The 15883-nt window shown below is 72.2% G+C and carries 11 protein-coding genes; 10 read left to right on the forward strand and 1 reads right to left on the reverse strand.

Annotated features, from left to right (window positions below; genetic code table 11):
* Positions 1–31 precede the first annotated feature (31 nt).
* Positions 32–1027 carry a sugar-binding transcriptional regulator gene (locus D581_RS0128470; RefSeq protein ID WP_018960549.1) on the forward strand — a complete coding sequence of 332 codons (996 nt, stop codon included), beginning with the start codon at positions 32–34 and terminating at the stop codon, positions 1025–1027.
* 68 nt (positions 1028–1095) lie between these two features.
* Here the strand turns inward: D581_RS0128470 and D581_RS0128475 are convergent, their stop codons facing one another.
* The gene (locus tag D581_RS0128475) at positions 1096–2172 is read right to left on the reverse strand and encodes a terpene synthase family protein (protein WP_018960550.1); all 1077 of its coding nucleotides are present in this window, start codon (positions 2170–2172) and stop codon (positions 1096–1098) included.
* A gap of 307 nt (positions 2173–2479) precedes the next feature.
* Between D581_RS0128475 and D581_RS0128480 the strand changes: the two genes are divergently transcribed.
* From D581_RS0128480 to D581_RS0128520, 9 genes are all read left to right on the forward strand, one after another.
* Positions 2480–3946 carry a GuaB1 family IMP dehydrogenase-related protein gene (locus D581_RS0128480; protein WP_018960551.1) on the forward strand — a complete coding sequence of 489 codons (1467 nt, stop codon included), beginning with the start codon at positions 2480–2482 and terminating at the stop codon, positions 3944–3946.
* A 167-nt stretch (positions 3947–4113) separates the two neighbouring features.
* Positions 4114–5571, forward strand: coding sequence for an aldehyde dehydrogenase family protein (locus D581_RS0128485; protein WP_018960552.1), 1458 nt, complete (start codon positions 4114–4116; stop codon positions 5569–5571).
* A gap of 140 nt (positions 5572–5711) precedes the next feature.
* Positions 5712–6170, forward strand: coding sequence for an Lrp/AsnC family transcriptional regulator (locus D581_RS0128490; protein ID WP_018960553.1), 459 nt, complete (start codon positions 5712–5714; stop codon positions 6168–6170).
* A 206-nt stretch (positions 6171–6376) separates the two neighbouring features.
* A complete protein-coding gene (locus D581_RS0128495) occupies positions 6377–7174 on the forward strand; it encodes a carbon-nitrogen hydrolase family protein (protein WP_018960554.1) in 798 nt (265 codons plus the stop codon).
* A gap of 47 nt (positions 7175–7221) precedes the next feature.
* Positions 7222–8916: a flavin monoamine oxidase family protein gene (locus tag D581_RS0128500; RefSeq protein ID WP_018960555.1), complete on the forward strand. Its 1695-nt coding sequence runs from the start codon at positions 7222–7224 to the stop codon at positions 8914–8916.
* Between the two features lie 156 nt (positions 8917–9072).
* The gene (locus tag D581_RS0128505; protein WP_018960556.1) at positions 9073–9933 is read left to right on the forward strand and encodes an HpcH/HpaI aldolase/citrate lyase family protein; all 861 of its coding nucleotides are present in this window, start codon (positions 9073–9075) and stop codon (positions 9931–9933) included.
* Between the two features lie 215 nt (positions 9934–10148).
* Entirely contained in the window at positions 10149–11585 is a 1437-nt protein-coding gene (locus D581_RS0128510; protein WP_018960557.1) for an aminopeptidase P N-terminal domain-containing protein, read from the forward strand.
* Positions 11586–11687: 102 nt separating this feature from the next.
* Entirely contained in the window at positions 11688–13130 is a 1443-nt protein-coding gene (locus D581_RS0128515; RefSeq protein WP_026290993.1) for an aminopeptidase P family protein, read from the forward strand.
* Positions 13127–15811, forward strand: coding sequence for a LuxR family transcriptional regulator (locus D581_RS0128520; RefSeq protein WP_018960559.1), 2685 nt, complete (start codon positions 13127–13129; stop codon positions 15809–15811). Before D581_RS0128515 ends, D581_RS0128520 begins: the two co-directional genes overlap by 4 nt.
* The last annotated feature ends 72 nt before the right edge of the window (positions 15812–15883 follow it).

A 15883-nucleotide genomic window follows, 5' to 3' on the forward strand; every position in this document is an offset into this window, starting at 1 on the left:
GGTGTCTGGCATCTCGGCGGGTCGGTCAGCCATGCGGATGGGACCCGCGGAGCTGGTGCAGGCGGCGGCCATGGCCCGCCGGTTCTACCTGGAGGGCAAGTCCAAGATCCAGATCGCCGAGGAGTTCGGCGTGAGCCGCTTCAAGGTGGCCCGGGTCCTGGAGACAGCCCTCGAACGCGATCTCGTGCGCATCGAGATCCGGGTACCGGCCGAGCTGGACGCCGAACGCTCCGACGCCCTGCGGGCCCGTTACGGGCTGCGGCACGCGGTGGTCGTCGAGTCCCCGGCCGAGGAACAGGAGGACGCCCCCGACCCGGAGAACCTCGGCGAGGTCGCGGCCGACCTCCTCGGCGAGCTGGTCGTCGAGGGCGATGTACTCGGCCTGGCCTGGGGGCGCTCCACCATCCACATGGCGGCCGCCCTCGACCGGCTCCCGCCGTGCACGGTAGTCCAGCTGACCGGCGTGTACGACGCGGGCACCGCCGAGCGCGGCTCGGTCGAGGCGGTCCGCCGGGCGGCGCAGGTCTCCGGCGGCGAGGCGCACCCCATCTACGCACCGATGCTGCTGCCCGACCCCGCGACGGCCGCCGCGCTGCGCGAGCAGACCGGCATCGCCCGGGCCTTCGAGTACTTCGACAAGGTGACGGTCGCCGCCGTCTCCATCGGCTCCTGGGAGCCGGGCATCTCCACGGTCCACGACATGCTCTCGGACGCCGAACGCGCCCATTACGCCTCGCTCGGCGTCGCCGCCGAGATGTCCGCGCACCTCTTCGACTCCGACGGCCGCCGGGTCGGCCGTGACCTGGGGGAGCGCTGCATCACCGTGGAGGCGGACCGGTTGCGCCGGATCCCCGAGGTGGTCGCGATCGCCGGTGGTCTGCGCAAGGCGGCGGCGATCGGCGCGGTGCTGCGCTCCGGACTCGTCACCAGCCTGGTGACGGACACCGCCGCGGCCGACTTCCTGCTCACCGAGTCCCCCGCGGGCGTCCGTCCGGCACTGGAGCGGGCCGACCCCGACGGGGAGTGACGGGCGGGAACACACCGAGGGCCGTGCACCGGACGCGGTGCACGGCCCTCGGTGTGTCCCGGCCCGTGTCAGCCCGCCGGCGGGGCCTTGGCCACGCACGGGGCGGGGGCGGCGGTCTCCATGCGCGCGGACGGAACGCCCAGCACGGTCTCCTCCAGATACTCCTCGGGCTCCTCGTACTGGCCCACGTCGGCGGGGTTGTAGCGCGGCGTCCGGCGCGACCAGTCCAGGTTGCCGCGCATCCAGCTCCGCATCCCGTCGAGGTAGGGCACCAGCATCCCGGACAGCTCCGGATACAGCTCCAGCAGCTCGTCCTCGGCGGTCAGGAACCGTTCGGTCTCCCTCGCGAGGCGCTCCGCGACGTGGTCCAGCGCCTGCTGCTCCCCGAGGCCCCGGTGGTGGCGGACCAGGTGGACGAGGTTGTGGATCTCGCCGAGCACCTGCTCCTTCTCGAAGGAGTACACGTCATTCGCCCAGCACACGTGGTTGCACGCGGCTTCCAGGGCGGTGATGAAGCGGGGGTCGTTGTGGATCGACTCCGGGGCGTCGATGCCCGCCACGATCTCTATGAGGTCCATACAGACGTGGATGGCCCCGGTGTGCCGCCGTTTGGCGATGTACGTGTCCTCCGATGGCACCACGTCCTCGGCGCGGTTTCCCGCCTCCCAGGTCGTGGCGGTCGTGAGGTAGGTGACCAGGTGCCAGGCGAACCGGGTCCGCCAGTGCGGGGCGGCGTCCGGCATCGTACGTTTCCACAGGTCGGCCAGGGCGGTCACGGCCGCCGGGACGTCCTCGCCCGGCAGCGGCTCGGGGGCGGAGCCGTCGACCACCGCGCGCATCCGGTCGACGACGTCTCTCACCCGGTCGGGCGAACGTCCGAGGTGGCCGTCGTCGAGCTGGTCGTCGACCAGGAAGAGCCAGACGAACCAGTCGGCCACCAGATCGAGGTGTTCCTCGTCGGCCGTCGGATAGACCATGCCGACGAACGCCCCGAAATCGGCCTGTTCGAATCGGTTCCTCGCGGACTCGCGGTGGACCAGACCCGTCTGTCTGGTCCAGCTGTCCAGATGCCCACGGGTATGCGCCACGTGCGGGTTGGTCCGCTGCGGGAACGGGCAGTAGATGTCCGGCAGTTCGCTGTCCACAGGCGGATCGGGATCCTCTCCGGTCAAACGGTGTGCCCAGGGGTGCCGATGAGCCGATCGACGCTTCGGACACCCACGGGACCTGCGGGTTTGAAGCTACCTGACCCCTTGTCACCCGGTCCAGGGATGGTGATCACGAATGATTCGAATCCTGTTCGGGTAGGGTCCGTGGGTAAGGCAGGTTCCACTTGCCCGGAGCCCCCGGCCGCCTTTTCGCGCCTCTTCGGAGGAAAAGACGAACGCGGGGGTCCTTTGTTGTGTCTTCGTGGAAACGACCTGCACCGTTTCGTATGAAAAAATGAGTGTTATGCGTTTTCTTGAGCCGGGCACCGGTCGCTACACAGAGTCCCCCGCGGTCCCGTACGACCTCACGTACGACGACGTCTTCATGGTCCCGGGCCGTTCCGCGGTCGGCTCCCGGCAAGGTGTGGACCTCTCGTCGCCCGACGGGACCGGCACCACCATTCCGCTCGTGGTCGCCAACATGACCGCCATCGCGGGCCGCCGGATGGCCGAGACCATCGCCCGTCGGGGCGGCCTCGTCGTCATCCCCCAGGACATCCCGATCGAGGTCGTGACCGACGTCATCTCCTGGGTCAAGACGCGCCACCTCGTCCTCGACACCCCGATCGAGCTGGCCCCCGGCCAGACCGTCGCCGACGCGCTCTCCCTGCTGCCCAAGCGGGCCCACGGCGCGGGCGTCGTCGTCGACGCCGACCGCCGTCCGGTGGGCGTCGTCACCGACCACGACCTCACGGGCGTCGACCGCTTCACCCAGCTCTCCGAGGTCATGTCCAAGGACCTGGTGCTGCTCGACGCGGACATCGACCCGCGCGACGCCTTCAACAAGCTCGACGGCGCCAACCGCAAGCTCGCCCCCGCGGTCGACGCGCAGGGACGCCTCGTCGGCATCCTCACCCGCAAGGCCGCCCTGCGCGCCACGCTTTACACCCCCGCCACCGACGCCGAGGGCAAGCTGCGCATCGCGGCCGCCGTCGGCATCAACGGTGACGTGGCCGGCAAGGCCGAGCAGCTCCTGGACGCGGGCGCCGACGTCCTCGTCGTGGACACCGCCCACGGCCACCAGGAGTCCATGATCAGCGCGGTGAAGGCCGTCCGGGCGCTCGACCCGCAGGTGCCGATCGTCGCGGGCAACATCGTCGCCGCCGAGGGCGTGCGCGACCTGATCGAGGCGGGCGCGGACATCATCAAGGTCGGCGTCGGCCCCGGCGCCATGTGCACCACCCGGATGATGACGGGCGTCGGCCGACCGCAGTTCTCCGCCGTCCTGGAGTGCGCCGCCGAGGCGAGGAAGCACGGCAAGCACGTCTGGGCGGACGGCGGCGTCCGGCACCCGCGCGACGTCGCGATGGCGCTCGCCGCCGGCGCGTCCAACGTGATGATCGGCTCCTGGTTCGCGGGGACGTACGAGTCGCCCGGCGACCTCCAGCAGTCCGCCGACGGCCGCTTCTACAAGGAGTCCTTCGGGATGGCCTCGGCCCGCGCCGTGAAGAACCGCACCTCGGACGAGTCCGCGTACGACCGCGCCCGCAAGGCGCTCTTCGAGGAGGGCATCTCCACCTCGCGGATGTTCCTCGACCCGACACGCCCGGGAGTCGAGGACCTCGTCGACTCGATCATCGCGGGTGTCCGCTCCTCCTGCACCTACGCCGGCGCCGGCTCCCTGGCCGAATTCGCCGAGAAGGCGGTCGTCGGCGTCCAGAGCGCCGCCGGTTACGCCGAGGGCAAGCCGCTCCACGCCAGCTGGAGTTGATCCCCCGATCACCGCAACGACCCTGCCCCCTCCGGTGCTTCGCGCCGGAGGGGGCAGGGTCGTTTTCGGCCGTGCGGAGGCCGCTCAGGGGTGCGCTTCAACTGCACTGAGTGGTAAGTAATATGAAGCCCACTCAGCTGCCCGCCCTCTCTGCGGTAAGGGATCTCATGTCCTTCTTTACTGACCTGGCCCACCAGTACATCGACGGCGAGTGGAGGCCGGGGAAGGGGTCCTGGGACATCATCGACTTCAACCCGTTCGACGGGGAGAAGCTCGCCTCGATCCCGGTCGCCACCGCCGACGAGGTCGACCAGGCCTACCGCGCCGCCGAGCGCGCCCAGCAGACGTGGGCGGACACCAACCCGTACAGCAGGCGGACGGTCCTGGAGAAGGCGCTGCACCTCGTGGAGGAGCGCGAGCCGGAGATCAGCGACGCGATCGTCGCCGAGCTCGGCGGCACCCGCCTGAAGGCCGCCTTCGAACTGCATCTGGCCAAGGAGTTCCTCCGCGAGGCCATCCAGCTGGCGCTGCGCCCCGCCGGACAGATCCTCCCCTCGCCGACCGAGGGCAAGGAGAACCGCGTCTACCGCGTGCCCGTCGGGGTCGTCGGCGTGATCAGCCCGTTCAACTTCCCGTTCCTGCTCTCCCTCAAGTCCGTCGCCCCCGCGCTGGCCCTCGGCAACGCCGTCGTCCTCAAGCCGCACCAGAACACCCCGATCTGCGGCGGCACCCTGCTGGCCAGGATCTTCGAGGACGCGGGGCTGCCCGCCGGGCTCCTGAACGTCGTGATCACCGACATCGCGGAGATCGGCGACACTCTGCTGGAACACCCCGTGCCGCAGGTCATCTCCTTCACCGGCTCGGACAAGGTCGGCCGTCACGTCGCCACCGTCTGTGCCCGGAACCTCAAGCGCGCCGTCCTCGAACTCGGCGGCAACAGCGCCCTGATCGTGCTCGACGACGCGGACGTGGACTACGCCGTCGACGCGGCGGTCTTCAGCCGGTACGTCCACCAGGGCCAGGTCTGCATGGCCGCCAACCGCATCCTGGTCGACCGCGCCGTGGAGGCGGAGTTCACCGAGAAGTTCGTCGCCAAGGTCGCCTCGCTCACCGTCGGCGACCCCGCCGACCCGGCCACCCAGATCGGGCCGCTGATCAACTCCTCGCAGGCCGAGTCCATCTCCAAGCTCGTCGACCAGACCGTGGCGGCCGGGGCGACGGCGCTGCTGCACGGCCGCGCCGACGGCAACCTGGTCAGCCCCTCCGTGCTGACCGGTCTCGCCGCCGACTCGCCCGTCCTGCACCAGGAGATCTTCGGCCCCGTCGCCCTGCTGGTGCCCTTCGACGGAGAGGACGAGGCCGTCCGCATCGCCAACGACACCCCGTACGGCCTCAGCGGCGCCGTCCACACCGGCAACATCGAGCGCGGGGTGCGGATCGGCCAGCGCATCCACACCGGCATGATCCACATCAACGACGGCACCGTCCACGACGAGCCGATCGTCCCCTTCGGCGGCGAGAAGAGCTCCGGCCTCGGCCGGCTCAACGGCGACTCGATGGTCGAGGCCTTCACCACCCAGAAGTGGATCTCCATCCAGCACGGCCGCTCGCAGTTCCCCTTCTGAGCGCCTCCCGCCCGGTCCCGGCCGTTCCGGGACCCCATCACGCCGGGCACGCCCGGGACGGCGGCGCATGGTCTACTGCGGGAGGCGGCACGCTCCGCCTCCCGCAAACCGACCCATCGCAGAGAAGTGAACCGCCCGACGTGCGCCTGAACGACCTCGACGAACGCATCGTCCACGCCCTCGCCGAAGACGCCCGGCGCTCCTACGCCGACATCGGCGCGATCGTCGGCCTCTCCGCCCCCGCCGTGAAACGCCGCGTCGACCGGCTGCGGGCCGAGGGGGCGATCACCGGCTTCACCGTGCGGGTCGACCCGGCGGCGCTCGGCTGGGAGACCGAGGGCTTCATCGAGATCTACTGCAGCCGCAACACCTCCCCGGACGCCATCAGGCAGGGCCTCGCCCGCTATCCGGAGATCGCCTCGGCCTCGACGGTGACCGGCGAGGCGGACGCGGTGGTGCAGGTCTTCGCCGCCGACATGCGCCACTTCGAACAGGTCCTGGAGCGGATCGCGGGCGAGCCGTACGTCGAGCGCACCAAATCCGTCCTCGTGCTCTCGCCGCTGCTGCGGCGGTACTCGGCGGAGGGCCCGCCCGCCTGAGGCGCACCACCCGCGGTTCCCCCGACCGTGGCGCAGGTCACCCCGTTGACCTGCGATGACGCCCCGCGCAACGATTCGCCGCGCCAGGCCCTTCCCACGCAACGAATCAACGGTTGGTGCGCAACAGTCGCGCCTTGTCCGGGCCGATCAGGGCCACGTACCTTCGATACGTCTCCCCACCCCGCCCGCACCTCCCGAGGTCAGCCATGCCGTCGTTGCGCACCGCCCTGCTCCAGAGCTCCGGACGCCCGGGCGCCGTCGCCGAGAACCTGAAGGCGCTGGACGAGGCCGCCGCACGGGCCGCCGGTGCGGGGGCCCGGCTGCTGGTCTCGCCCGAGCTGTTCCTCACCGGATACGCCATCGGCGACGCGGTCCCCGAGCTGGCCGAACCCGCCGACGGCCCCGGCGCCGGGGCCGTCGCCGAGATCGCCGTACGCCACGGCCTCGCGGTCCTCTACGGCTATCCGGAGCGCGACGGGGAGCGGATCTTCAACGCGTCCCAGCTCATCGGACCCGACGGCGGGCGGCTCGCGAACTACCGCAAGACCCACCTGTTCGGCTGCTTCGAGCAGGAGTGGTTCACCCCCGGCGACCAGCCGGTCGTCCAGGCCGACCTCGACGGCATCCGCATCGGCCTGCTGATCTGCTACGACGTCGAGTTCCCGGAGAACGTCCGGGCGCACGCCCTCGCCGGCACCGATCTGCTGCTGGTGCCCACCGCGCAGATGCACCCCTTCCAGTTCGTCGCCGAATCCGTCGTCCCCGTACGGGCCTTCGAGAGCCAGATGTACGTGGCGTACGTCAACCGCACCGGTCCGGAAGGCGAGTTCGAGTTCGTCGGGCTCAGCTGTCTGGCCGGCCCCGACGGCGCCGTGCGCACCCGCGCCGGACGCGGCGAGGAACTCGTCGTCGGCGAGGTGGACTCGGAGCTCCTGGCCGCCTCGCGCGCCGCCAACCCGTATCTGCGTGACCGCCGCCCCGGCCTGTACGGCTCCCTCGCCTGAACCCGCCTCCTCCCGAACTTCCGTACCGCGCAAGGAGTCCGTACCCCATGACGTCCACGGTGCCCAACGCCGTCCAGCACACCGACGCGACCGCCCCGCCGATCACCATGTTCGGGCCGGACTTCCCGTACGCCTACGACGACTTCCTCGCCCATCCGGCGGGCCTCGGGCAGATACCGGCGACCGAGCACGGCCAGGAGGTCGCCGTCATCGGCGGCGGGCTCTCCGGGATCATCGCCGCGTACGAGCTGATGAAGATGGGCCTCAGGCCCGTCGTCTACGAGGCCGACCGGATCGGCGGCCGGCTGCGCACCGTCGGCTTCGACGGCTGCGACCCCTCGCTCACCGCCGAGATGGGCGCGATGCGCTTCCCGCCCTCCTCCACGGCGCTCCAGCACTACATCGACCTGGTGGGCCTGGAGACCCGGCCCTTCCCCAACCCGCTCTCCCCGGCGACGCCATCGACCGTCGTCGACCTCAAGGGCGAGTCGCACTACGCCGAGACCATCGACGACCTGCCGCAGGTCTACCGTGACGTGGCCGAGGCGTGGAGCGCCGCTCTGGAGGAGGGCGCCGACTTCTCCGACATGAACCGGGCGCTGCGCGAGCGCGACGTACCGCGTATCCGGGAGATCTGGTCGCAGCTCGTCGAGCGGCTCGACAACCAGACGTTCTACGGCTTCCTCTGTGACTCCGACGCGTTCAAGTCCTTCCGTCACCGCGAGATCTTCGGCCAGGTCGGCTTCGGCACCGGCGGCTGGGACACCGACTTCCCCAACTCCATCCTGGAGATCCTGCGCGTCGTCTACACCGAGGCCGACGACCACCACCGCGGCATCGTCGGCGGCAGCCAGCAGCTCCCGCTGCGCCTGTGGGACCGCGAGCCGCGGAAGATCGTCCACTGGCCGCTCGGCACCTCGCTGGCCTCCCTGCACGGGGGCGAGCCGCGTCCCGCCGTGACCCGGCTGACCCGTACCGCGGGCAACCGCATCACGGTCACCGACGCCACCGGGGACATCCGCACCTTCCGGGCCGCGGTCTTCACCGGCCAGTCCTGGCTGCTGCTCTCCAAGATCGACTGCGACGACGCACTCTTCCCGATCGACCACTGGACGGCGATGGAGCGCACCCACTACATGGAGTCGTCCAAGCTGTTCGTCCCGGTCGACCGGCCGTTCTGGCTGGACAAGGACGCGACCACCGGCCGCGATACCATGTCGATGACGCTCACCGACCGGATGACCCGGGGGACGTACCTCCTGGACGACGGCCCCGACAGGCCCGCCGTCATCTGCCTCTCCTACACGTGGTGCGACGACAGCCTGAAGTGGCTGCCGCTCTCCCCGAAGGAGCGCATGGAGGTCATGCTCAAGTCGCTCGGCGAGATCTACCCGAACGTCGACGTCCGGAGCCACATCATCGGCAATCCGGTCACCGTCTCCTGGGAGAACGAGCCCTGGTTCATGGGCGCGTTCAAGGCGAACCTGCCCGGCCACTACCGCTACCAGCGACGGCTGTTCACCCACTTCATGCAGGACGGACTGCCCGCCGACAAGCGGGGCCTGTTCCTGGCGGGCGACGACATCTCCTGGACGGCCGGCTGGGCCGAGGGCGCGGTGCAGACCGCGCTGAACGCCGTGTGGGGCGTCATGCACCAGTTCGGCGGGGCGACCGACGCGACCAACCCCGGGCCCGGCGACGTCTTCGACGAGATCGCCCCGGTGGAGCTCCCGGAGGACTGACCGGAGGACTGAGGGGAGCCCCGGGGCGGGAAACCGCCCGGGGCTCCTCGCGGCGGTGGGCGCGCCGCGCCGACGTGCGGGCCCCGAAGGGGGCGGCTTCGCCCCTCACCGAGCATGATGGCGCTCCTGGACCAGCCGTAGAGGAGAGCCATCCGTATGAGCATGCCCGTGAGCCGGCTGGAAACGGCCCGCAGTCTGTTGTTCGTGCCCGGGGACCGGCCGGACCGGTTCGACAAGGCCGTCGCCACCGGAGCGGACGTGGTCATCCTCGACCTGGAGGACGCGGTCGCGGCGCCGGACAAGCATCGCGCGCGTGATCACGCCGCCGCCTGGCTCGGCGCGGGAAACAGCGCCCTGGTCCGGATCAACGCGCCCGGCACGCCTTGGTGCGACGACGACCTCGCGATGGCGGCCGGGCGCGGCATGCCCGTGATGGTGCCCAAGGCCGAGGACCCGCTCGTGCTCGCGGGCCTGGCCTCCCGGACGGGAGGGGTGCCGTTCCTGATTCCGCTGATCGAGACGGCGGCCGGGATCGAGCGGGCCGTGGAGGTGTGTGCCACCCCGGGCGCGGTCCGTGTCGCCCTCGGCAACGTGGACCTGGCCGGGCAGCTCGGCGTCGCTCACGACGACCACACGGCCCTCGCGTACGCCCGGTCCCGGCTGGTCTCGGCCTCGGCTGCGACGGGGCGGTGCGCTCCGGTCGACGGTGTCACGACCGGCGTGCGGGACGCCGACGCGCTCGCCGCGGACATCGCCCACGGGCGCCGGCTCGGCTTCACCGGGAAGCTGTGCATCCATCCCGCCCAAGTCCCCGTCGTGGCGGAGCGGTTCGCGCCGACCGCGAGCGAACGCGAATGGGCCCGGGCCGTGGTCGCCGCGGGTGACTCCGTCACCGTGGTGGACGGACAGATGATCGACAAGCCCCTGCTCGAACGCGCCCGCCGGATCCTCGCCGCCGGGGGTGGCTGTCTGGCCCAGACTCCACGAGAGCGGCCGGGCCCGCCCAGCGACAAATGACGCAAGAGCATCCGTGAGATTTCATACATGTGTATGACGTGGGGACGAGGGGCGGCTGCAAGAGTGCGGTTCACGGCAAGGAGCCCTACTGCCGGGGGAGTTGGGGGCCGCCGGGCCGGCACTGCCCGGAGGATTCTCCGGTCGGTCCCCGGGGCGGGCATCGACTTCTGCGATCGAGAGGAACACGCGTGACGGATTCGCATCAGGAGGCTGTCGTGGCTGGTGAGACGGATGAGAACAAGACGCGGAAGAACGGTCTGTACGTGGACGTGAGCGCCGAGCTGGCCGAGAACATGAAGCAGGGTTGGGCCGACACCGAGCGCCGCGACCTCGAACCCATCGCCCAGGCGGCGTACACCGCGCGCCGTCGGGCGGCGCTCTCCGCGCTGTTCCCCGGTGAACTGCTGGTGGTCCCGGCCGGCAACCCGAAGGTCCGTGCCAACGACACGGACTACCCGTTCCGCCCGTCCTCCGACTACGTCTACCTGACGGGTGACCAGTCCCAGGACTCCGTACTGGTCCTGGAGCCCGGTGCGGACGGTGACCATGTGGCGGTCGCCTATCTGCTCCCCCGGTCGGACCGCGAGAACGGGGAGTTCTGGCGCGACTACCACGGCGAGCTCTGGGACGGCCGTCGCAACAGCCTCACCGAGAACGAGCGGCTCCTGGGCCTGCCCTGCCGTGATGTCCGCACGCTGACCGAGCGGCTGGCCGAGGCCACCGGCTCGATCCGTCTGCTGCGCGACTACGACGCCGGGGTCGATGCCGCCCTCGACGACAAGGTGACCGCCGAGCGCGACACCGAGTTCCGCGTCGCCCTGTCCGAGATGCGCCTCCTCAAGGACGAGTTCGAGATCGCCGACCTGCGCCACGCCTGTCAGGCGACGGCGCGTGGCTTCGAGGACGTGGTGCGCGTTCTCGGCACGGACACGCCGACCGCGGAGCGGGTCATCGAGGGCACGTTCTGGATGCGTGCGCGGACCGAGGGCAACGACGTGGGTTACGCGTCGGTCTGCGCCGCGGGAGCCCACGCCACGACGCTGCACTGGGTCCGCAACGACGGCGAGACCCGGCCGGGCGAGCTGCTGCTGATCGACGCCGGAGTGGAGAGCCGCAACCTCTACACCGCCGATGTCACCCGGACGCTGCCGGTCGACGGCCGTTTCACACCGGTCCAGCGCAAGGTGTACGACGCGGTGTACGCGGCGCAGTCGGCCGGTATCGCCGAGGTCCGGCCCGGTGCGAAGTACCGGGACTTCCACCACGCCGCCCAGCGGGTGCTGACCGAGCACCTCGCCTCCTGGGGCCTGTTCGGCGAGCGGTCGGTGGACGAGGCGTACGAACTCGGGCTGTACCGCCGCTGGACGCTGGCCGGCACGGGCCACATGATCGGCCTGGACGTCCACGACTGCGCGAAGGCCCGTACCGAGCTGTACGTGGACGGGACGCTGGAGGCGGGCATGGTGCTCACCGTCGAGCCCGGCCTGTACTTCCAGTCGGACGACCTGACCGTGCCCGAGGAGCTCCGCGGCATCGGCGTGCGGATCGAGGACGATCTGCTGGTCACCGACGAGGGCAACGAGAACCTCTCGGCCGACCTTCCTCGGACGGCCGACGAAGTGGAGGAGTGGATGGCCCGGCTTCGCGGCTGACATCGGCCGCCGCGGCCCTTCGGGGCCGCGGCTCGGACACGTGCGTTCTCCCTGTGGAGTGAGGGCGCAGCACCACGGAACGGAATGACGGGGAGGCGTGCGATGGAACGTCAGGACGGCCCGCGCGGAGCGCGGAGTCACGATCGTCGGGTACCGGCGGCGGTGGCGGAGGTCTTTCGGCAGGGGTGGGCGGACACGGACAGGAGGCTTCCACCCGTCTCCGGAGCCGCATACGCGGCCAAGCGGCGTGCGGCGCTGTCGACGCGGTTCCCCGGAGAGCGGATCGTCGTCCCGTCGGGCGGGCTCAAGGCCCGCAGCAACGACTTCGACTACGCCTTCCGCCCGCATTCCGCGTACATCCACCTCACGGCCGAACAGGGGACGGGCGCGGTGCCGGACAGCGTGCTCGTCTTCGAGCCCACCGGCAGCGGGCACGAGATCACCCTGTTCACCCGGCCCCGGTCACCGCGCGACGCCGGTCCGTCCGGTGCGGAGTTCTACGGCGACCGGCAGCACGGCGAGTTCTGGGTCGGCCGGCGCCGGACGCTCCGGGAGACCGCCGAAGCCCTCGGCGTCGAGGCGGTCTCCCGGGAGGGGCTGGAGCGGGCACTCGCCGGTGACGTCCCGACCCGGGTGGTGCGCGGCGAGGACGCGCTCGTCGACGCGACCGTCCCGCCGTCCGCACCGGCCGACGCCGAACTGCTCGCCTTCCTCTCCGAGTCGCGGCTGGTCAAGGACGCGTGGGAGATCGAGCAGCTGCGCGCCGCCGTGGGGCACACGGTCGCCGGCTTCCACGACGTCGCCGGTGAGCTGCCCCACGCCACCCGCCTCGCACGCGGGGAGCGCTGGGTGGAGGGCACCTTCAACAGGCGGGCCAGGCTGGAGGGTTACGGCCTGGGGTTCGAGACCATCGCGGCGGCCGGCGCGCACGCGTGCGTGCTTCACTGGATGCACAACGACGGCCCGGTGCGGGAGGGGGAACTGCTCCTGCTGGACGCGGGCGTCGAGGCCGACTCGTTCTACACCGGGGACGTCACCCGGACCCTGCCGGTCGGCGGGCGCTTCACGGATGTGCAGCGCCGCGTCTACGACCTGGTGTTCGCCGCCCAGTCCGCGGGCATCGCCGCCCTGCGGCCCGGAGCGCCGTACGGTGCCTTCCACGACGCCGCGACGCGGGTCATCACCGAGGGGCTCGACGCCTGGGGCCTGCGGCCCGGCGGCGCCACGATCCCGCACGAGCCCGGCCTCTACCGTCGCTACACCGTGTGCGGCACCGGCCACATGCTCGGCCTCGACTGCCACGACTGCGCCGCCGCCCGCAGCGAGACGTACCTGGGCGGTGTACTGGAGGAGGGGCACGTGCTCACCGTCGAGCCGGGGCTGTACTTCCAGCCCGACGACCTGACGATCCCCGAGGAACTGCGCGGCATCGGCGTGCGGATCGAGGACGACTTCGTCATCACCTCCGACGGCGCGCTGTGTCTGTCGGCGGACCTGCCGCGCGACGCGGACGCGGTCGAGGCGTGGATGGACGCGTTGCGGTGAGGGCGCGCCGCCCGCTGGTCGACCAGGTCTCCGGTGAGCTGCGGCAGGCAGGTGCGGTGGCGGTGGTCGGACCCACCGGTTTCGGCAAGTCCGCGGTGCTGGACGCGGTGTGCGCGGGATGGCAGTCCTCCGGGGACCCCGTGGTCAGGCTCAGCTCGGCGCCCGCCGACGCACACCTGCCGTACGTACCCCTGGTGGACCTGTTCACCGTGTGCCCGGCGGACGTGAGCGGCGACCTGCCGGACGTCCAGCGATCGACGATCGACTGGGTGCTGCGCCGGGTCACCGGGCCTCCGCCCGACCCCGCGATCCTGCGGGTCACGGTCCTGTCGTGCCTCCAGACGTGGGGGCGCCGGGCCCGGCTGCTGCTGGCCGCCGACGACATGCACTGGTGGGGCCCGGACAGCCTGGACGTCTTCGGCTTCGCGGCACGCCGCAGCCGCGGCAGTGTGTCGTTGCTGGCGGCGCTGCGGCCCGACGGCCCGCTGCCGCACGACGTCCTCGGCGGTGACGCGGTGGAGATCGCGGTCCCCGCGCTCACCCCGCACGAGTCGGCAGCCGTGGTGCGGTCCTTCGGGATTCCCCTGCGGACCGCCGCGCGCATCCACACGGCGACGGGCGGCAACCCCCGTCTGGTCTCGGACATCGCCGCCGGACTGGCCCGGGCCGGGGCGACGGCGGTCCTGGACGCACAGCCGCTGGCCCCGCACGCGCGCAAGGCCCTGAGGGCCTGGCTGGCGGGGCTCGCGGCCCCCGTGCACTGGGTGCTGCTCCTCGCGGCGCTGGCGGCCGACCCCTCGCTCGACGCCGTCCGCCGGGCCGCGGGACCGTCCGCCGACGCGGCCCTGGCCGACGCCGAGGCCGCCGGGCTGATCCGCGTGGCGGGCACCGTGTGCTTCCCGGCCCCGGTCGTACGCGAGTGCCTCCTCGCCGAGTCCAGCGGCGAGGCGGTGCGCCAGGCGCATCTCGCCCTGGCCGCCGCCGCGTCGGAGGACGACGACCGCGTCTGGCACGAGGCCTCCGCCCTGAGCGCGGCCGAGATTCCCGCGCGGCTGGTTCCCGGCCTGGCCGACGCCGCCACCGCCGCACGGGAGGGCGGTGACCACACCCGGGCGGCCGAGTTCGGTCTGCTCGCGGGCGGCCGGGCCGGCGGCGCCTGGCACGACCTGCTGATCGCCGCCGCCAGGGACGCCGAGGCCGCCGGGCGGTTCGACCTGGCCTGCACGGCGTTGGAGCAGCTGGTCCGCAGGCGGGCCGTGCCCACCGCCCGCGCCCAGGCGCGGCTCGCCGTCGCCGACGCCGCCGGCCGGGGCGCCGCGGTGGTGGAGCGGATGGCGGCGCGGGCCCTGTCCGAGGCCCTGGCCGCCGACGATCCCGCACTGGCCTCGGCGGCGCATCTGCGCCTCGCCCGGAGCCTGGGCGCGAACCGGGGCTACCACGCGGAGGCGCTGACGCACGCCCGCTCGGCCGCCGAACTGGCCGAGCGGGCCGGCGACGCGGCGGTCCACTCCTTCGCCCTGGCCCTGACCGCCCGGATCGAGCAGGTCCGCGGTTCGCCGGGCCAGGCCGAGCTGCTCCGGCGTGCCCTGGCGACGGGCACGCCGGCCGGAGCCGGCCGGACCCCCGGGGAGCCACGCCGGGTCGGCGTCGCGTTCGCCCTGCTCGACGACCGGTTGGACGAGGCGGGGCGGCTGTTGGACGAGATGCGCCCGCCGGACTGCCCCGCCGACCGGCTCTGGGTGCTCGGCCGCGCCGTCCGGATCCACGCCCACCGGGGCGAGGGCCAGCTTGCCCGCGAGGAGGCGCACCGGCTCCTGGCGCTGACACGTGACCTGGGTACCTCGCCCGGTCCGCCGTGGTACGCGGCGGCGGTCGCCGAACTCGCCGGCGGGACCCTGGAGCAGGCGCTCGCCTACGCGGACCTCGGTCTGACGGCCTCGCAGGAGGACGAGGACACCGTCTTCGCCGCGCACTGTCTGCACCTGTCCGGGATGACCCGGCTGCTGCTGCGGGACGCGGGCGGAGCCCTGGCGGATCTGCTCAGGGTCCGGGACCTGGTGCAGGACCTGGGTATCGCGGACCCCGCGGAGGTCCGCTACGACGCGGATCTGGCCGAGGCACTGGTCGCCGCGGGAGACCTGCCGGCCGCCCTGCGGACGGTCGCCGACGCCCGGTCGCGGGCCGAGGAGCTGGGACGGCGCGGAGTCCTCGCCTCGCTGGACCGGGCCGAGGCGCTGTGCCACGCGGCGGCGGGCGACCACGCGTCGGCCGAGGAACTGGTCGGCCGCGCCCTGCGCACCTTCGAACGGCTCGGCTACCCGTTGCAGTGCGGCCGGGTGCTGCTGGCGTACTCGTCCGTCGAGCAGCGGCACAGGCGCCCGGCCCGGGCCAGGGAGCTCCGGGCGACGGCCGACGCGGTGTTCCGCAGGGCGGGCGCGCCGCTGTGGGAGCCGGAGCCGAACCGGGTGCGGTCCTCGCCGGCCGGTCTGACGGACGCGGAGCGCAGGATCGCCGAGCTGGTCACCGAAGGGCGCGGCAACCGCGACATCGCGGCCGCCCTGTACGTCAGCGTCAAGACCGTGGAGGCGGCGCTCACCCGGATCTACCGCAAGCTGGGGGTGCGTTCGCGGGTCCAGCTGACGGCGCTCGTCCAGAAGAGCGCCCACCCCGAGCGGCGGTGACCGGGACGTCCGGCAGGATGTCCGGGCCGGGGCCGGCCCACCGGCCGACCCCGCCGGCGGCCCCGGCCCGGA

It is taken from the genome of Streptomyces sp. CNB091, from assembly GCF_000377965.1.